This is a genomic window from Streptomyces reniochalinae (assembly GCF_003323735.1).
GTDB lineage: Bacteria > Actinomycetota > Actinomycetes > Streptomycetales > Streptomycetaceae > Streptomyces > Streptomyces reniochalinae.
This window is the reverse complement of the sequence record NZ_QOIM01000033.1, coordinates 69749-88421: the sequence shown is the minus strand read 5'-3', so window position 1 is coordinate 88421 and position 18673 is coordinate 69749. Positions and strand designations below refer to the sequence as shown.

At 70.7% G+C, this 18673-nt stretch carries 14 protein-coding genes; 9 read left to right on the top strand and 5 right to left on the bottom strand.

Annotation, left to right across the window (positions count from 1 at the left end):
- Positions 1–147: 147 nt before the first annotated feature.
- Positions 148–1581: a gamma-aminobutyraldehyde dehydrogenase gene (locus DQ392_RS13760; protein ID WP_114015880.1), complete on the top strand. Its 1434-nt coding sequence runs from the start codon at positions 148–150 to the stop codon at positions 1579–1581.
- Between the two features lie 143 nt (positions 1582–1724).
- Here the strand turns inward: DQ392_RS13760 and DQ392_RS13755 are convergent, their stop codons facing one another.
- The 3 genes from DQ392_RS13755 to DQ392_RS13745 form a co-directional block, all read right to left on the bottom strand.
- The gene (locus DQ392_RS13755; protein WP_114015879.1) at positions 1725–2078 is read right to left on the bottom strand and encodes a zinc ribbon domain-containing protein; all 354 of its coding nucleotides are present in this window, start codon (positions 2076–2078) and stop codon (positions 1725–1727) included.
- Positions 2079–2151: 73 nt separating this feature from the next.
- Positions 2152–2859 (bottom strand): glycerophosphodiester phosphodiesterase, encoded by a 708-nt coding sequence (locus DQ392_RS13750; RefSeq protein WP_114016015.1) that lies wholly within the window; start codon positions 2857–2859, stop codon positions 2152–2154.
- A gap of 14 nt (positions 2860–2873) precedes the next feature.
- Positions 2874–3911: an adenosine deaminase gene (locus tag DQ392_RS13745; protein ID WP_245981442.1), complete on the bottom strand. Its 1038-nt coding sequence runs from the start codon at positions 3909–3911 to the stop codon at positions 2874–2876.
- A 181-nt stretch (positions 3912–4092) separates the two neighbouring features.
- Here DQ392_RS13745 and DQ392_RS13740 point away from each other — a divergent pair, with 181 nt between their 5' ends.
- The 7 genes from DQ392_RS13740 to DQ392_RS13710 all read left to right on the top strand — a co-directional run bounded on the left by DQ392_RS13740 (position 4093) and on the right by DQ392_RS13710 (position 13327).
- Entirely contained in the window at positions 4093–4806 is a 714-nt protein-coding gene (locus tag DQ392_RS13740) for a DUF4190 domain-containing protein (RefSeq protein WP_114015877.1), read from the top strand.
- Positions 4807–5265: 459 nt separating this feature from the next.
- Positions 5266–6789 carry a gamma-aminobutyraldehyde dehydrogenase gene (locus tag DQ392_RS13735; RefSeq protein ID WP_114015876.1) on the top strand — a complete coding sequence of 508 codons (1524 nt, stop codon included), beginning with the start codon at positions 5266–5268 and terminating at the stop codon, positions 6787–6789.
- A 230-nt stretch (positions 6790–7019) separates the two neighbouring features.
- Positions 7020–8261 carry a polyamine ABC transporter substrate-binding protein gene (locus DQ392_RS13730; protein WP_114015875.1) on the top strand — a complete coding sequence of 414 codons (1242 nt, stop codon included), beginning with the start codon at positions 7020–7022 and terminating at the stop codon, positions 8259–8261.
- 364 nt (positions 8262–8625) lie between these two features.
- The gene (locus DQ392_RS13725; RefSeq protein WP_114015874.1) at positions 8626–9915 is read left to right on the top strand and encodes an ABC transporter ATP-binding protein; all 1290 of its coding nucleotides are present in this window, start codon (positions 8626–8628) and stop codon (positions 9913–9915) included.
- Positions 9912–10883 carry an ABC transporter permease gene (locus DQ392_RS13720; RefSeq protein ID WP_114015873.1) on the top strand — a complete coding sequence of 324 codons (972 nt, stop codon included), beginning with the start codon at positions 9912–9914 and terminating at the stop codon, positions 10881–10883. The genes DQ392_RS13725 and DQ392_RS13720 overlap by 4 nt, the downstream gene beginning before the upstream one ends.
- 164 nt (positions 10884–11047) lie before the next feature.
- On the top strand, positions 11048–11806 hold the full coding sequence (locus DQ392_RS13715; RefSeq protein WP_245981466.1) for an ABC transporter permease: 759 nt from the start codon (positions 11048–11050) through the stop codon (positions 11804–11806).
- A 96-nt stretch (positions 11807–11902) separates the two neighbouring features.
- Positions 11903–13327, top strand: a complete 1425-nt coding sequence (locus DQ392_RS13710; protein ID WP_114015871.1) for an NAD(P)/FAD-dependent oxidoreductase — start codon at positions 11903–11905, stop codon at positions 13325–13327.
- Positions 13328–13361: 34 nt separating this feature from the next.
- Here DQ392_RS13710 and DQ392_RS13705 read toward each other — a convergent pair whose 3' ends face one another.
- Both DQ392_RS13705 and gabT read right to left on the bottom strand, forming a co-directional pair.
- Positions 13362–14030, bottom strand: a complete 669-nt coding sequence (locus DQ392_RS13705; RefSeq protein WP_245981441.1) for a phosphatase PAP2 family protein — start codon at positions 14028–14030, stop codon at positions 13362–13364.
- A gap of 495 nt (positions 14031–14525) precedes the next feature.
- Entirely contained in the window at positions 14526–15896 is a 1371-nt protein-coding gene (gene gabT, locus DQ392_RS13700; RefSeq protein WP_114015869.1) for a 4-aminobutyrate--2-oxoglutarate transaminase, read from the bottom strand.
- A gap of 623 nt (positions 15897–16519) precedes the next feature.
- Here gabT and DQ392_RS13695 point away from each other — a divergent pair.
- Positions 16520–18589, top strand: coding sequence for a type IV secretory system conjugative DNA transfer family protein (locus tag DQ392_RS13695; RefSeq protein ID WP_245981439.1), 2070 nt, complete (start codon positions 16520–16522; stop codon positions 18587–18589).
- Positions 18590–18673: the final 84 nt, after the last annotated feature.

The following is an 18673-nucleotide window of genomic DNA, read 5'->3' as shown; positions in this document are numbered from 1 at the left end:
GCAACCCGTGAGCGATGTAATCCGCATAGTTCTAACCGAGTTAAAACTGAATCCGTCGTTCGATGCGGCCAGGTGTATCGAAAACGTTGGTCGGCCGGTTAGGCTGGCAGTCTCACCCAATGGACAACGGAGCAGGAGGGGTGCGAAGTGACCACCGAGCTGCGTCGACTGCGCAACTACATCGACGGGGAGTTCAGGGACGCCGCTGACGGCCGGACCACCGAGGTGGTCAACCCGGCGACGGGTGAGGCGTACGCGACGGCGCCGCTGTCCGGCGCCGCCGACGTCGACGCCGCGATGGCCGCCGCCGAGGCCGCCTTCCCGGCCTGGCGCGACGCGACGCCCGGCACCCGCCAGCAGGCGCTCCTCAAGATCGCCGACGCGCTGGAGACGCGCGCCGACGAGCTGCTGGCCGCCGAGTGCGAGAACTGCGGCAAGCCGCTGGAGCTGACCCGGCAGGAGGAGCTGCCGATGATGCTCGACCAGATCCGCTTCTTCGCCGGCGCGGCCCGGATGCTGGACGGCAAGGCCGCCGGCGAGTACATGGAGGGCCTCACCTCCTTCGTGCGGCGCGAGCCGATCGGCGTGTGCGCGCAGGTGGCGCCGTGGAACTACCCGGCCATGATGGCGGTGTGGAAGTTCGCCCCGGCGCTGGCCGCGGGCAACACCGTGGTGCTCAAGCCCTCCGACACGACACCGGCCTCCACGGTCTTCCTGGCCGAGGTGATGGGCGAGATCCTGCCCAAGGGGGTCTTCAACATCGTCTGCGGCGACCGCGACACAGGACGCCTGCTGGTCGAGCACGACACCCCGGCGATGGCCTCGATCACCGGTTCGGTACGCGCCGGCATGGAGGTGGCCGCCAGCGGCGCCAAGGACCTCAAGCGCGTCCACCTGGAACTGGGCGGCAAGGCGCCCTGCATCGTCTTCGACGACGCCGACATCCCGGCCGCCGTGGAGGGCATCAGGGACGGCGGCTTCTTCAACGCCGGACAGGACTGCACCGCGGCCACCCGCGTGCTCGTCCAGGAGGGCGTGTACGAGGAGTTCGTGCAGGCCCTCGCCAAGGCGGCGGCAGAGGTCAAGACGGGCGACCTCAGCGACGAGGACTGCTTCTACGGCGCGCTGAACAACCCCACCCACCTGGAGAAGGTCGCGGGCTTCATCGACCGCCTGCCGGCCCACGCCAAGGTGGAGGCGGGCGGCGAGCGCGTCGGCGACAAGGGCTTCTTCTACGCGCCCACCGTGGTCTCCGGGCTCAAGCAGGACGACGAGATCATCCAGAACGAGGTCTTCGGCCCCGTCATCACCGTCCAGAAGTTCACCGACGAGGCGCAGGCCGTCCAGTGGGCCAACGACGTCGACTACGCGCTGGCGTCGTCCGTGTGGACGAACAACCACGGCACCGCCATGCGGCTCTCCAAGGCGCTCGACTTCGGCTGCGTGTGGATCAACACCCACATCCCGCTCGTCGCCGAGATGCCGCACGGAGGCTTCAAGAAGTCCGGCTACGGCAAGGACCTGTCGATGTACGGGCTGGAGGACTACACGCGGGTCAAGCACGTGATGACCGCGCTGTGAGCCACGTGGCCGGCTGAGCTTCCGCTCGGGCTCTCACACGGCACCCGAGGGGCCCGCACCCACCGTGCACGGTGGGTGCGGGCCCCTCGTCCGTGCCACGGTCCGGCGCGCCCCCAGCGCTCCGTCAGAGGCTCGTCACCGCCTCAGGACTGGTACGGGTTCTGCGGCTGCTGGGCGGCGAAGGGGTTGCCGTTCGGCGCGGCACCCGGCTGCGGCGGGACACCGTTGCCGCCCTGCGGGCCGAACTGGCCGCCGGGCGCGCCACCGTGGGCGAGCATCTGCTCCGCCGACTCCTTGGAGATCTCGGTCCCGGCGCCGCAGAACGTGCACTGGATCGAGTGCTTCGCGGGTGCGATCGGGAAGAGCGGAATGAAGAACAGGGAGAACTTCGTGACCCGTTTGCGCAGCGGGTGCGCGGCCGGATTGCCGCAGAAGCCGCAGAGCAGGTTCAGCATGGCCAGCTGCACCAGCTTGCTTGAGGTGCCGAAGATGAGCACGGTGGGCTCCGTTCCCGAGAGCGTAGGCGTCGGAGGGAAGCCAACCATTCCCACCGCGCCCACCGTAAGCCGCTCAGGTAACAGCCCCGCTCCAACCGTGCGTCCCGGCCGCGTTCGCCCGGTCGCGGACGAGCCGCTCGATGTGGTTGGTGGTGATCGCGTCCACCCCCATCATTGCGAGCCGGCGCATCGTGCGCACCCGGTCGGCCGTCCACGCGGACACGAGGCGGCCGTCTGCGTGCGCCCGGGCCACCAGCGGGGCCGTGAGCAGTCCGAAACCGTAGTTGAGCCAGCGGGGACGCAGCTCCTCCAGCAGCGTCGGGCGCACCGGTGCCGCGCGGTCCCAGCTGAGCGCCACTTCCGCGCCCGGGTCAGCGGCGCGTACCCCGCGCATCGCCACCGGGCCGCCGCAGTAGTACACGCGCTCGGCGGCGCCCGCCTCGCGCACCGCGGCGACAGTGGCCGGCACGGCCGCCGGGTCCGGAAGATCGATCAGCGTGCGGACCGCCCGTGTGGCGGCCAGTGCCTCGGCCAGGGTGGGCACGCCCGCCGCCAGGGAGGCCAGCCGCTGCCGGGTCAGCGCGGCCACCGCGACGTCATGCCCCCACAGCCGCGCCAGTGTGCGGTCGTGCAGCACCACGGGGATCCGGTCGCGGGTGAGCCGTACGTCCAGCTCGACGGCGTCCGCGCCCGCCGTGACGGCGGCACGGAAGGAGGGCAGGGTGTTCTCCCGGGCCACGAAGGGCGCGCCCCGGTGTGCGACAGCGGTCACCACGCGCAGCGGATCGGGGACGCTCACTTGTGACGCTGCCAGCCGGCCAGGTAGGTGTCGATCTCCTCGCGGAGCCGGGCCTTTCCCGCGGTGTCGAGGAACGACACCTCGACGGCGTTCCGGGCGAGGGCCGCCAGCCCGGGCGCGTCCAGCCCCAGAAGCCGCGCGGCGATGCCGTACTCGGTGTTGAGATCCGTGCCGAACATCGGTGGATCGTCGCTGTTAATCGTGACCAGGACGCCCGCTTTGACCATCTCGGCGAGCGGATGGTTCTCCAGTGACTCCACGGCGCGGGTCGCGATGTTGGAGGTGGGGCAGACCTCCAGCGGGATGCGGTTTTCCGCCAGGTGCTCCAGCAGCCGGGGGTCCCGCACCGCGCTCGTGCCGTGTCCGATGCGCTCGGCGCGCAGTGAGGTGAGCGCGTCCCAGATCGTCTCGGGGCCCGTCGTCTCGCCCGCGTGCGGCACGCTGTGCAGCCCGATGGCCAGCGCGCGGTCGAAGTACGGCTTGAACTGGGGCCTGGGGACACCGATCTCCGGGCCACCGAGGCCGAAGGAGACCAACCCCTCGGGGGTCATCTCGGTCGCGATCCGGGCGGTCTCCTCCGCCGACTCCAGCCCTGCCTCACCGGGGATGTCGAACGTCCAGCGCAGCACGACGCCGAGTTCCCGCTCCGCCGACCGGCGGGCGTCCTCGATCGCTTCCAGGAACGCACCGTCCGGAATGCCGCGGCTGACGGAGCTGTAGGGGGTGACGGTCAGCTCCGCGTAGCGGATCGACTGGCGTGCCATGTCACGGGCGATCTCGTAGGTGAGCAGCCGCACGTCCTCCGCGTCCCTGATGAGACTCACCACGGCGAGGTAGACCTTGATGAAGTGGGCGAAGTCGGTGAACGTGAAGTACTCCGCGAGCGCTTCCGGATCGGCCGGTACGCCCGCTTCCGGATGCCGTGCCGCGAGTTCGGCGACGATACGGGGCGAGGCGGAACCGACGTGGTGGACGTGCAGCTCGGCCTTGGGCAGGCCCGCGATGAAGGCGGTCAGGTCGGAAGAATCGGACAACAGGTGCCTCCAGCTCTTGAGGGACCGGATCATCGTAGGCGCCGCCACGCAGCGGTGGAGTCCGAGAGCCGATCAGGCGGCAGAACGCATGTACGTATACGCGGGGAGTCGGCAGTGAGCCCTGTCCGGGCCGCGGCATAGCATGGGAGGCGCACCAGGGGAGGGCACGAGAGGGGGCACGATGGGCCACGGGGTGGGAGACCCGCCGCCTTCCGGAGCGCCGGGTCGGCCGGGCGGAAGCAGCGGCAAGAACCAGGAGAGCGACCAGCCGCCGCCGATACCGCTGGCCCCTGACGGGCCCGGCCGTACGTACGGCTCGGCGGCGAGTGCCCCGTACGGAGGGCAGAGCGGGTACGCCGGAGCGGAAGCGCCGAACGCGTACGGCGGCACACCTCCCGGACACGCGGCGCCCGCGGGGTACCCCACGGCGGGCGCGTACGGCGCCGGTGCGTGGTACGGCCCGCAGGGCGGCTACGGCACTCACGGTACGGCTGCGTACGCCCCCTACGGATACGGGTGGCAGGGTCCGCCCCTGCCGGCCGGCAAGTCGATAGCCGCCATGGTGGTCGGCATCGTCAGTGCCGTGCTGATCATCACCTGCTGGGGCAGCTTCCTCAGCGTGATCTCCTCCACCGTCGCGCTCCTCCTGGGGATCAGCGCCCGGCGTGCGGTGCGCAGGGGAGAGCTGGGCGGCCGGGCGCAGGCGACGGCCGGTTTCGTGCTGGGCATCGTCAGCCTCGCTCTTTCGGTGATCGTCAGCGTGCTTCTGGCGCTCTCCTTGACGGTCTGGGCCGACGAGAGCGGTGGTGGGGACTCGGGTCCGGGCGGCAGTGGCGACTCCTACGGCGCCAGGGGCGCGGCTGCTGTGCCTGTGGCGCTCTCGCTCGGCAGGTGACCCGGCCGGGGCGGCGGGGCTGCTGAGCGCTCCCCCGCCACCGGACGCCCGGCCTCGGGCGCGCGCGGTGGGCGGGTCCCGCGCTGCCGTCGTGTCTTCGCCGGCTTCCCCGTACGTCCTTCCGGACGCTCTTCACATGACCTGGCGCCGGGGTCGGCTCGGCTTGAGGGCTTCACGCGGTCTGCCTGCCTCCGCGCGGGCGTCTCGCGGGCCGTGCGGCAGGGGTGTCCGGGGCATGCCGAGCGCCGGACGGAACAGACAACAGAGTTCAGATTCCGTGGCGTAATCAAAAGATGACTACGGAATCCCTTGTTGGATGGCTGAACCCCTGCCAGGATCGGCTGCCAACAGTGGTCCGGGCCACGGTCCGGCGTCGGTGGGACGCGGGTCGGCGGACGACGCGAGCCGTGCCGTGGGACCACCGCAACGCCTCGCACGCCGTAGTGGTCAGGAGTCCCGATGGTTCAGCGCTTCGATGTGTCCGAACGGTTCGCCGCGGGTGCCCAGTACGTGGCCGGACGGCTCGGCCCCGGCACCTCGGGCCGCTCACACGCGATCGTCGACCCGGCGACGGGAGAGGACGTCCACACGATCGCACTCGCCGGCCCCGCAGACGTCGACGCCGCGGTCCGCGCCGCTCGCGAGGCCTTCCCAGGCTGGGCCGGCGCCACCCCGGCCGAGCGTTCCGACGCCATGCACCGCTGGGCCGCCCGGCTGGGCGAGCTGACCGACGCGTTCGTGTACGCCGAGTCGCTCCAGTGCGGAAAGCCCCTCAAGCTGTCCGCCGAGTTCGACGTTCCCGGCTCCTTCGACAACGTGGCGTTCTTCGCCGGCGCGGCACGCCATCTCACAGGCGCCGCAGCGGCCGAGTACAGCGGCGAGCACACCTCGGCCGTCCGCCGCGAGCCGCTCGGCGTCATCGGCTCCATCGCTCCCTGGAACTATCCGCTCCAGATGGCCGCCTGGAAGGTCCTGCCGGCCGTGGCCGCGGGCAACACCATCGTGCTCAAGCCCTCTGAACTGACCCCTCTCACCTCGCTGATGTTCGCTCAGGCCGCGACGGAGGCCGGCATCCCCGACGGGGTCGTCAACATCGTGACGGGCGCGGGCCACGACGCGGGCGAGGCGCTGGTCGCCCACCCCGATGTCGCGATGACCTCCTTCACCGGCTCCACCGCCGTCGGCCGCCGGGTCGCCGAGATCGCCACCACGGCGTCGCGGCCCGCCAAGCGCCTGCACCTCGAACTGGGCGGCAAGGCACCCTTCCTGGTGTTCGACGACGCGGATCTGGAGGCCGCCGCTCACGGAGCCGTCGCGGGCGCGTTGATCAACACAGGCCAGGACTGCACGGCCGCGACCCGCGCCTACGTGCAGCGTCCGCTCTACGACGCGTTCGTCAGCGCCGTCGCCGACCTGATGAGCGGCGTGCGTGTCGGTGACCCGTTCGCCCAGGACACGGATCTCGGCCCGCTGATCTCGCACGCGCAGCGCGACCGGGTCGCCGGCTTCGTGGACCGGGCCCGCGCCTACGCCACCGTCGTCACCGGCGGCGAGGCCCCTGGCGGAGAACTCGCCAAGGGCGCCTACTACCGGCCGACACTCCTGACCTCGGCCCCGCAGGACAGCGAGGTCGTACAGCAGGAGATCTTCGGCCCGGTCCTCGTCGTCCTCCCGTTCGACACCGACGACGAGGGCATCGCGCTGGCCAACGACACCCCCTACGGGCTGGCCGCCTCCGCCTGGAGCCGCTCGGTCTTCCGCACCGGGCGCGCTGCCCGCGAGATCCAGGCGGGGTGTGTGTGGCTCAACGACCACATCCCCATCATCAGCGAGATGCCACACGGCGGCTACAAAGCCTCCGGACACGGCAAGGACATGTCCGCCTACTCCTTCGAGGAGTACACCCAGATCAAGCACGTCATGTCGGAGACGACGGGCCTCGTGCGCAAGGACTGGCACCGCACGGTTTTCGGCGACCGCTGAGCCGCGGGTGTGCCACCGTCGAGCCGCGGGTGCGCCACCGTCGAACCGCGGGTGCGCCACCGTCGAGCCGCGGTGCGTCACTGCCGAGCGGCGAGGCCGCCCCCTGGCGACCCCGGCCCAGCCCCCTCACGCTCGCCCCCCACCCTCGTCCCCATCCCTTTGCCCACCCACCCATCTCCCTCACCTCCCCCTTCACCCCTTCCCCTCCTCCTTCAGGAAGGCGGTCCCCCATGGACCTGTACGAAGGCCTGCCGGAGCCCGTTGCCAAGGCGTGGGAACGCGGCCTGACAAGCGGCCGCGCCGCGATGTCCCGGCGCAGACTGCTGCGGGCCGCCTCCCTCGCCGCCGCCGGAACGACCCTGGCCGCCTGCGGCATTCCGCCCGCCGCAGGCGGCAAAGGCGGTGAAGGAGCCGAGGAAGCTCCCGACTACTCCAGGAAGGAGAAGGTCCTCAACTTCGCCAACTGGCCGCTCTACGTCGACGTCGACGAGAAGAACAAGAAGAAGCATCCGACGCTCGACCGCTTCGAGCGCGAGTCCGGGATCAAGGTCAAGTACGTCGAGGACATCAACGACAACAACGAGTTCTACGGGAAGATCAAACCGCAGCTCGCGGCGGGCCAGAGCACCGGACGCGACCTGATCTGCCTCTCCGACTGGATGGCGGGCCGCCTCATCAGGCAGGGCTACGTGCAGCGGCTCGACCCGGCGAACATGACGCACGCGGTCACCAACCTGGAGGACCGGTTCCGCGCGGCGGCACACGACCCCGGGCGGCAGTACAGCTACCCCTGGGCGGGAACCGCCTGCATCGTGGCCTACAACAAGAAGGCCACCAAGGGAAAGAAGATCACCAGCGTCTCGCAGCTGCTGGAGGACGACGCCCTCAAGGGCCGGATATCCATGCTGACGGAGATGACCGACACCGTCGGTCTGACCATGCTCGACATGGGGGCCGACTCCGAGCACTTCACCGAGGACCAGTTCGACGCGGCGATCGCCCGTATCCAGAAGGCCGTGGACCGCCAACAGCTGCGTCGCTTCAGCGGCAACGACTACCTGGACGAGCTGAACTCCGGCGACATCGCCGCCTGCCTGGCCTGGGCCGGCGACATCGTGCAACTCCAGATGGACAACGACGACATCGCCTTCGCGGTGCCCGACCGCGGCTACCTGTTCGGCACCGACGACCTTCTCGTCCCCGCCGAGGCACGCCACCAGAGCAACGCCGAAGCGCTGATCGACTACTACTACCAGCCCGACGTGGCCGCCCAGCTGGCCGCGTGGGTCAACTACATCTGCCCGGTCACCGGGGCCAAGGCCGAGATGGAGAAGATCGACAAGGAGCTGGCGGACGACCCGCTCGTCTTCCCCGACCAGCACATGATCGCCAAGGGAAAGAACTTCCGCCCGATGAGCGCCAAGGAAGAGGCACGGTACGAGGAGAAGTTCTCCAAGCTCATCGGGGCCTGAGCCCGCCGGGCTCTGTGCCGACGCGCGAGATCCCTCCGCTCCAGAAAGGATTCCACTTCAGGGAGCGCCTCTGCCACGGGCTGTGCCTACGGCACAGGAAGTGTCTCCGCCACAGGAAGTGCCCAAGCCGCAGGAAGGACTTCCCCCTCGGGGAACGCCTTCATCTCACGAAGCGCGTCCGCCGTCACGCAGTGCCTCCGCTCCACGCAGCGCCGCCGTTTCAGGAAGGGACTCCGCACCGCACGCGTCTCCGTCTCCACCTCCGTCCGTCGGGCAGTCGCCCGTGCCGGGTTCCGACCTTCCCCCGTTCGCCGCGGGAGGCCCATCGGCCCGCCGGGCTCAGCCCCTCCTCCGAGGACCGGCCATGACCATCACTCTTTCCGGTATCTGCAAGACCTTCGGCGACTTCACCGCCGTCCACCCGCTCGACCTCACCATCCCCGAAGGCTCCTTCTTCGCCCTCCTCGGCGCCTCCGGCTGCGGCAAGACCACCACCCTCCGCATGCTCGCGGGGCTGGAGGAGCCGACCGGCGGCACGATCCTGCTGGGCGACGACGACATCACGCACCTGCCCCCGCACAAGCGCCCCGTCAACACCGTCTTCCAGAACTACGCGCTCTTCCCCCACCTCGACATAGCCGAGAACGTGGCCTTCGGACTGCGCCGCCGCGGTGTGAAATCCGTACGCGCACAGGTGGCGGAGATGCTCGACCTGGTGCAGCTGGGCGGCATGGCCCGGCGCAAGCCACGGCAGCTGTCCGGCGGCCAGCAACAGCGCGTGGCCCTCGCCCGCGCGCTGATCAACCGGCCTCGTGTCCTGCTCCTCGACGAGCCACTGGGGGCGCTCGACCTCAAGCTGCGCCGTCAGATGCAGCTCGAACTCAAGCGTATCCAGACGGAGGTCGGCATCACCTTCGTGCACGTCACCCACGACCAGGAAGAGGCCATGACCATGGCCGACAGCGTCGCCGTGATGTACCGGGGCCGCGTCGAGCAGCTCGGCCCGCCCGCCGAGCTGTACGAGAACCCCCGCTCCACTTTCGTCGCGAACTTCCTGGGCACCTCGAACCTGTTCGAGGCCGAGATCCTCTCCCACCTCAGCGCCCTCGGCCCGAGCGCCGAGGCGGCCGGGGAGGGGGAAGAGCCAGTGGAAAGTGGGACCTCGATCGTGTTCGAGGCACCGGAGGGGGCTGAGACTCCAGCGGATGCGGGGGCGGCTGAGGCACCGGAGGGAGCGTCCGCTGAGGAAGCCCCCGGCGAGACCCGGGTCCAAGTGGCCGGCGCCGACGTCACGCTTCGGCTCCCCACCAGCCGCTGCGCCGTCGAGGGAGCCGAGAGCGTCGAGAAGGGCACGAAGATACTCGTCGGCGTACGGCCGGAGAAGATCGCCCTCCTTCACCCGGACGAGGCGGACGCCGTCCCGGCGACCGACAACCAGCTCACCGGTCGCATCAAGGACGCCGGCTACCTCGGGGTGTCCTGGCAGTACCTGGTGGAGACCCCGGCGTGCTCCGACCTCACGGTCTACGAGCAGAACGTGGAGCGCGACACCAGGCTCACCGCCGGAGCCGACGTCGTGCTGCACTGGCGGCCGGCCCACACCTTCGCCCTGGACGCGACCCAGGACGCGGCAGCGGGCGAGGAGATCCTGTGACGGCCCTGGCGCCCCTTGCGGGGACCTCCGAGACGCCGTCGGCGCCGCAGGGCGGCGCGGGCTCGGACGACGGGGCGGGGCCCGGTGCCGGCCCGGGCGGGGGCGGGCGGCGCAGGCTGACCCCGTACTGGCTGCTGCTGCCCGCCGGGCTGTGGCTCGCCGTCTTCTTCGTCGCGCCGCTCTTCTACCAGGCCTCCACCTCGGTCCAGAGCGGTTCCCTGGAGGAGGGGTTCCGGGTCACCTGGCGGTTCTCCAACTACAGCGACGCGCTGGCCGCCTACGGCGAGCACTTCCTCCGTTCGTTCGGCTACGCGGCCACCGCCACGGCCCTCTGCCTGGCGATCGGCTACCCGCTCGCCTACATGATCGCTTTCAGGGCCGGACGGTGGCGCAACCTGGTGCTGGTGATGGTGATCGCGCCGTTCTTCACCAGCTTCCTCATCCGCACCCTGGCGTGGAAGACGATCCTGTCCGACGGCGGACCCGTCGTCGGCGCCCTCAGCTCCCTCCACGTGCTCGACCTGACGAGCCGGCTGGGGCTGACCGGTGACGAACGGCTGCTCGCCACGCCCCTCGCGGTCGTCTGCGGACTCACCTACAACTTCCTCCCGTTCATGATCCTGCCGCTGTACAGCTCGCTGGAGCGGATCGACACCTCGCTGCACGAGGCCGCCCGCGACCTGTACGCCACGCCGGCCACCACCTTCCGGAAGGTGACGTTCCCGCTCTCGCTGCCGGGCGTGGTGGCGGGCACGCTGCTCACCTTCATCCCGGCCTCGGGCGACTACATCAACGCACAGCTCCTGGGCTCTCCGAACGAACAGATGGTCGGCAACGCCATCCAGAAGCAGTTCCTCAACGTCCTGGACTATCCGACGGCGGCAGCGATGTCCTTCCTCCTGATGGCCCTCATCCTGATCATGGTCAGCGCCTACATGCGCAAGGCGGGAACGGAGGAACTCGTCTGATGCCGACGTCCACCGCATCGCCCGCCCCCGAGCCCACCGACCACGCGTCCGCCCCCAGGACCGCTGCCCTGTCCGCCACCGGATCCGCCACCGCCTCCCCCTGGCCGGCTTCCTCGCGGTCCCTGGGTGCGCTGTTGCGCCGGCTGCGCCGGAACGCCGTCGTCATGGCCGGGTGCGCCGCACTGGCGTACCTGCTGCTGCCGAACCTGGTCGTCCTGCTGTTCTCCTTCAACAAGCCCGCAGGGCGGTTCAACTACGCCTGGCAGACCTTCTCCACGGACGCCTGGACGGACCCCTGCGGGGTCGCCAACCTGTGCGGCTCGCTCGGGCTCAGTCTCCGCATCGCGGTGCTCGCGACGCTGCTCGCCACCGCGTTCGGAACCGTCGCCGCCTTCGCGCTCGCCCGCTACCGCTTCCGCGGCAAGAGCGCCACCAACGCGCTGATCTTCCTGCCGATGGCCATGCCCGAGGTCGTGATGGCCGCCTCCCTGGGCACCCTGTTCCTCAACATGCGCATCGAGTTCGGCTTCTGGACGATTCTCATCGCGCACGTCATGTTCTGCCTCAGCTTCGTCGTCGTCGCGGTCAAGGCGCGTGTGATGAGCATGGATCCCCGGCTCGAGGAAGCCGCACGCGACCTGTACGCCGGTCCCTTCCAGACGTTCTGGCGCGTCACGCTGCCGCTCGCGGCACCCGGTATCGCCGCCGGGGCCATGCTCAGCTTCGCGCTCTCGTTCGACGACTTCATCATCACCCAGTTCAACGCGGGCCCCTCGACCGTCACCTTCCCGATGTTCGTGTGGGGTGCCGCACAGCGCGGCGTGCCGGTGCAGGTGAACGTCATCGGATCGGCGATGTTCGTCCTGGCCGTCGCGATCGTGCTCGGCGGCCAGATCGTGGCGAGCCGGCGCAAGAAGTCCTGACGCCGCCCCCTCCATGGCGAGCCGAAGCCCGCTCGCCGGGGCGAACTCCGCAGTCGCGGGGCCGCCCTCGTGTATGAGAACAAGGAGCCGATAACCGTGAGCGATGCCGTGGCCTCTCCAGCTGCCCTCCGCTCTCTCGCCGACGCCCAGCCCGTGCCGTTCTGGCTGGACGACCCCGCATACCGCCCGACCGCGCGCCCCGCCCTCATCGGTGACGAGCGCTGCGACCTGCTCGTCGTCGGCGGCGGCTACAGCGGGCTGTGGACGGCACTGCTCGCCAAGGAGCGCGACCCCCGGCGCGACGTGGTGCTCGTCGAGAGCGAGGAGGTCGGCTGGGCCGCCTCAGGGCGCAACGGCGGCTTCTGCGCGGCCTCCCTCACCCACGGATTCGGCAACGGGCTCGCCCGCTGGCCCGACGAGATCGGCCAGCTGGAGCGGCTTGGGCAGCGCAACCTCGACGCGATCGAAAAGGCCGTCACGCGCTACGGCCTCGACTGCGACTTCGAACGCACGGGCGAGATCAGTGTGGCCACCGAGCCCCACCAGGTGGCCGAACTGGAGGAGTGGGCACACGAGGCGCGGGAACGCGGCGTGGGGGAGGGGCTGACCTTCCTGGACGAGAGCGCCCTGCGCGCCGAGGTCGACTCGCCCACCTTCCTGGCGGGCCTGTGGGACCGCACCGGCGTCGCTATGCTCAACCCCGCCCGCATGGCCTGGGGTCTCAAGCGCGCCTGCGCACAGGCGGGCGTCCGCTTCTACGAACACACGCCGGCCACCCGGCTGGACACCCGAGGGTCCGAGGTGGCCGTCGCCACCCCCTACGGGCGCGTCTGTGCACGGCAGGTCGCCCTCGGCACCAACGCGTTTCCCTCCCTTCTGCGCCGGGTACGGCCTTTCGTCGTCCCTGTCTACGACTACGCCCTGATGACGGAACCGCTCAGCGACGACCAGCACGCCGCCATCGGCTGGCACAACCGCCAGGGCCTCGGTGACAGCGCCAACCACTTCCACTACTTCCGCATCACCCCCGACAAGCGCATCCTGTGGGGCGGCTACGACGTGCTGTACCACTACGGCAGCCGGATCTCCCGCGAGTACCACCAGCGCCCCGAAACGTTCGCCAAGCTCGCCCAGCACTTCTTCCGCTGCTTCCCACAGCTGGAGGGCCTGCGTTTCAGCCACCGCTGGGGCGGTGCCATCGACACCTGTTCGCGCTTCTCGCCCTTCTTCGGCACCGCCATGGAGGGGCGCGTCAGCTACGCGCTCGGCTACACGGGACTCGGCGTCGGTGCCACCCGCTTCGGCGCCGAGGTCATGCTCGACCTCCTCGCCGGCCGACGCACCGAGCGCACCGCACTGGAGATGGTCCGCAAGAAGCCGCTGCCCTTCCCGCCCGAACCGGTGCGCTGGGCCGGTATCGGCATCACCCAGTGGTCGCTGGCCCGCTCGGACGCCCAGGCGGGACGGCGCAACCTGTGGCTGAAAGCCATGGACAAGGTCGGCATGGGCTTCGACAGCTGACGGCCGTGCGACATGCGAGCGTCGGCCCGGCGGCTCAGGCCGGGGACTCCGAGGCGGGAGGGGGAGCACGGCGTGCGGAACGAGACGTACGGCGGGCAAAAGCGGCGGCTGAAGAGAGCAGCAGCACGCTGAGGCACCAACTGGCCACCACATCCAGCGGCCAGTGGTAGCCCCGCCACACCAGCCCCAGCCCGTTGCCCAGGGAGAGCACCACGACACCCGTCCACGCCACGACCAGCAGCGCGCGGGGGAGCCAGGCGGCCACGACAAGCAGCGCTCCGCCGAGAGCCACCGTGGTGGTGGCGGCATGCCCCGAAGGGTAGAAGCCGCCGCCTCCCAGGGGCCCCGTACGGTCCGTCCAGCTCTTCACCCCCGTGACGACCAGCGCCATGACGACCATGGCCGAGACGTAACAGAGCACCGGCCGCCAGCCGCGGCCCCGGGTGAGCCAGAGCGCGAGAGCCATGGCGGCGGCGAGCACCGGTAGAGCCACCGTCATGTTGCCGACGTCCGACAGCGACTCGGCCGCCGTCCGGGAAGGAGCGGCCGCCCGCATGCCGTCACTCAACTCCTCGTCCCAGCGGACCAGCTGCCCTCGCGCGCACACCTGCCAGGTGGACAGCGAGAAGAGAACACCGCACAGCAGGCAAGCGATCAGCCGCAGTACGGGAACAGCGGAAGGCGAGCGGGGGGAATCGGTCATCGACGTGCTGGGCCGCCCAGGAACCGGGGGGATTCCGGGGCGGCCGTCTCGACCGGGCTCGCGCAGGTCCCGGGGGGTGTGGGACAAGCCGTCATCCGATCGAGGAGATACGTGCGCGAGGGCACGACCGGGCCGGTCTCGGGGAAAGACGGGCTCGGGCCGGGACACCGGGGTGGTTCCTCCCCGCGTTCCGGCAACACGGAAGACCGTACGGCAGGCGAGCGCGACCCGACAGACGGGACACGCACCGGACATCGGCCCCGCACACATTCTTCACCGGCACCGCTCCCCTGCTGGTCAACGCGCCACAACGGACACAGCAGGACGCTTCGACGCCGGCCGCTGAGACATCACGTTACCGGGGGGTCGCCCGGGTGGTCGGTAACGTGGAAAGGGGCATGCGGAAGAGGGGGCGTGCGGGGACGCGGAAGTGCGGGCGCCTGAGCGAGCGCCCGCACTTCCGGTGGGTGGGGCACCGAACTTTCGGTGGGTGCGTCACCGAGCCCCGTCGGCCCTCACCATTCCCGAGAGCGCGTCCTCCAGGATGTCGAGGCCCTCGTTGAGCAGGTCCTCGCCGATGACCAGCGGCGGCAGGAAACGGACCACGTTGCTGTACGTACCGGTCGTCAGGACGAGCAACCCCTGCTGGTGGCAGGCTTTGGCGAGCGCCGCGGTGGCCTCCGGGTCGGGCTCCTTGCCGCCGGGCTTGACCAGCTCGATGGCGAGCATCGCACCGCGCCCGCGCACCTCACCGATGATGCCGGACTGCTCCGCGATCTTCTCCAGCCGCGGCTTCATGATCTCCTCGATGCGGCGGGCCTTGGCCGGCAGGTCGAGTTCACGCATCGTCTCGATCGAACCGAGCGCCGCCGCGCACGCCACAGGGTTGCCGCCGTAGGTGCCGCCGAGCCCGCCGCTGTGCGCGGAGTCCATGATCTCGGCGCGTCCGGTGACGGCCGCCAGCGGCAGGCCGCCCGCGATGCCCTTGGCCGTGGTGATCAGGTCCGGGACGAGCCCCTCGTCCTCACACGCGAACCACTGGCCCGTGCGGCAGAAGCCCGACTGGATCTCGTCCGCCACGAAGACGATGCCGTTGTCCCGCGCGAACTGCTGGATGCGCGGAAGGAAGCCCTTCGCCGGGACGATGAAGCCGCCCTCGCCCAGCACCGGTTCGATGATGATCGCCGCGACGTTGTCGGCGCCGATCTGCTTGGTGATCTGATCGATGGCCTGGGCCGCCGCCTCCTCGGCGCAGTTCTCCGGGCCGGTCAGCCAGCGGTAGGGGTAGGCGACGGGGACGCGGTACACCTCGGGCGCGAACGGGCCGAAGCTGTGCTTGTACGGCATGTTCTTGGACGTGAGCGCCATCGTCAGGTTGGTCCGGCCGTGGTAGCCGTGGTCGAAGACGACGACAGCCTGGCGTCCGGTGTGCGCACGGGCGACCTTCACGGCGTTCTCGACCGCTTCCGCGCCCGAGTTGAACAGCGCGCTCTTCTTCGCGTGGTCTCCGGGCGTGAGCGCGGCCAACTCCTCACAGACCCGCACGTACGGCTCGTACGGCGCCACCATCGCACAGGTGTGCGTGAAATCGTTGAGCTGCTCCGTCGCGCGGCGCACCACGGCTTCCGCGCTGTTGCCGACCGAGGTCACGGCGATGCCGGAGCCGAGGTCGATGAACGAGTTCCCGTCCACGTCCTCCAGGACACCGCCGCCCGCACGCCGAGCGAAGACCGGCAGCACCGTCCCGACGCCACTGGCGACCGAGGCCTGCTTGCGCGCCATCAGCTCCTGCGACTTCGGCCCGGGGATGGCGGTGACGACACGCCGCTCCTGGGGGAGGGTGGGCCCTCCGGACAGTTCAGTCATTGCGGTCATAACGCACTCCTCGGGAGAAACGGGGGTCTCGTACTTCGCAGGCTAGGGGCACGTGCGCGACCGACACATGCTCCGCTCCGGAGAAGTGTGGTGCGTCGGTTGGCCACCACGGACATAGGCGAGGCAGGGGCGGCGAGCCCGACGCGACCGCCACCGCCTCGTCCCGCCCTGCGCGTCGCCGTCCGATACGGCGGCCTCCCGGTGGCCCCGCGCACCGAACGACCCGCCTGCGGGCGCGGGCGTGGACCAACTGAGGTGGGTGGCCGCTAGATTGGAGGCAGGAGGGTGTCGGCCCCACCAGGCCGACACGTCGGGGCGTCAGGGAGCTGAGGCAGCACATGGACATGGGGCTTCCCCACCGGAAGCAGGGCACGGGCAGTCCGGACGGCTCCGCTCACCCATGGCAGGAGCCGTCACCGCGCTACGCGCCGCCCTCACCAGCCGAGCCTCCATCAGCAGCCGAGGCCCCATCCGCCGGCCCCGCGACTCCCCCCGGCGTGCCCCCCGCGCGCCCCGCGCCACCGCCACCCACCACGCCACCCGCGGCGCGTGACACGACCGGCGCCGGCGGGGGCGCGATCGGCGCACACGGGGTGGAGACCGGGCCACCTCCCATGCCCTCCGGCACACCGCAGTCCGCGCCCCCGCTCGCCGACTGGCTACGCCTGCCCCGCCCCGACGCCCTGCCCGGCGTGTGGCGCTGCGGTTACCAACCGCGCCCGCCGGAAGACCCCGACCGCATCCCCGCCCGGCAACTCGTCAGCGGCGCGCTCGTCTCGTTCCTGATGGGCTGGCTGCTGTGGTCGTTGCTGTGGAACGGGTATCTGGGCGACTACTGGAAATGGCCGCTTCTCGCTCTCACACCGGACTCCTGGCGGGAATCCGGTGGAGATCACACGCTCTTCGGGTGGGCGACCCGTCTCTACAGCACCGCATTGTTCGTCGGATTGGCGGTCTTCTTCGGTCGCATCGGCCGATGGGACGAGCTTCTTCGTCGCGCGGGAGCACTGCTGCGCGGTGACGGTTCACGCAGCCAGGCAGGCGTCACCCCCGACCGCGTCACCGAACCCTCTCCCACCCCCCCTCCCCACCTGGACCCCGTCGAGTGGCCCGAGCTGCGGTCCGGTGGGGCGGGGGAGGCCGCCGAGCGACTGGCGGCGGAGCTGCGGGCGGGGAGGATGACGGACGTCGACCACGCCCGCATCGACCGGGCGTGGCAGACGGTGCGCGCGCGTCCGCAACGCTTGTCGGCGTTCGTGGACGGTGTGGTCAGCGAGGGGGCGGGCGCCTGCCGGCACCCCTCGGGCGCTCGGGATCTCCCTGTCAGGGCCGCGCGGCATGACCTGTCGGTGCGGCAGGTGCGGATCGGCAGGGCCGCCGACACGGAGCGCAATCCGCACGAGTACCGGGGGGCGGGCGTGGCGCTGGACCCCTCACTGCTGGGGACGTCGGCGCTGGCTGTCGGGCCGCCGGGGACGGGCAAGACGACGAAGCTGGCCCGGCCCGTGGTGGAGTCGCTCTGTTTGCAAGCGTTGGCGGGGCAGGCCGCGGTGATCGCGGTGAGCCCCGCGGGCTCCCACTTCGTGCACGACGAGTCCTTCGATCTCGTCGTGCGGTTGGGGCACCCGGACTCCACTCACGACCTGGACCCGTACGGGGGTACGACGGACCCGGACGAGGCCGCCGGCATGCTGGCCGAGGCGCTGGTGGGCGACCTGGCCGCGGCCTTGCCCGGCGGGGACAGCCGTCGGGCGGCCACGGCGCTGGCGCAGCTCATCGGCCCGTTCGCGGCGGTGCACCGGCGTTTCCCCGCGGTGCCGGAGCTGCGTGAGCTGCTGGACGGTGCTCAGGGAGCGCTCGACGCGCTGCGGGACGCCCTGCGCGCTGAGGGGCAGAGTGCTCAGCTGCGCGAGCTGGACGCCTTCGAGCGCCAGTCCGGGCGTGCGGGAGACGTGGCCGCGCTGCTGGCCGACCGTATCGCGCTGCTGGACAGGCCCGCCTTCGCGGACTTCTTCCTGCCCGAGGGCAGCCCGAGGGCGGAGGGGCGGCGCCCCTTCTCGCTGCGGGCGCTGGAGCACCCGCTCAGGGTCCGCGTGGATCTGCCCGAACGGGGGCACGCGGAGGCGTCGCGCATTCTGGCCCGACTGGTGCTGGCGCAGTTCACCGAGTGCGCCGTGGCGCGGGCCGACCAGTCGCTGTTCACCTGCCTGGTGCTGGACGACGCGGCGCAGACCGTCACGCCTCAGGCGTTGCGCGGGCTTCAGCGGCTGCGCTCGGCGCACGCCGGTGTGCTGCTCACGTTGCGTGCGCTGGACGACGTGCCCGAGCCGCTGCGTGGCCCTTTGCTGGGCGCGGTCGGGTGCCGGATGGTGTGTGCGGGGGTCACTCCGTGGGACGCGGAGCGGTTCGCCGAGGTGTGGGGCACGGAGTGGGTGCAGACCCGTACGGTGACCAATCGGCAGCTCGTCTCGGACGAGCCGGTCACGCGGATGCTGCACGCGGTCAGGCGGCTGGCGACAGGGAAGCATGTGACGGCCGAGTCGGTCACTGTCCGTAGTGAGCAGCGGGAACGGTGGTCGGCGTCCGATCTGGCCAACGAGTTGCAGCCCGAGCACGCCGTTCTCTCCTTCACCACGGTGCGTGGTGAGCGCACCCCGCCGATCCTCACCAAGCTGGGGGAGTGACCGGCTCCGGCGGAGAAGCAGCCGGGAAGGTACCGGGAAGCAGCCGGGAAACTGCGCGAACGCTCGGGCGACAGCCGAGAGGGC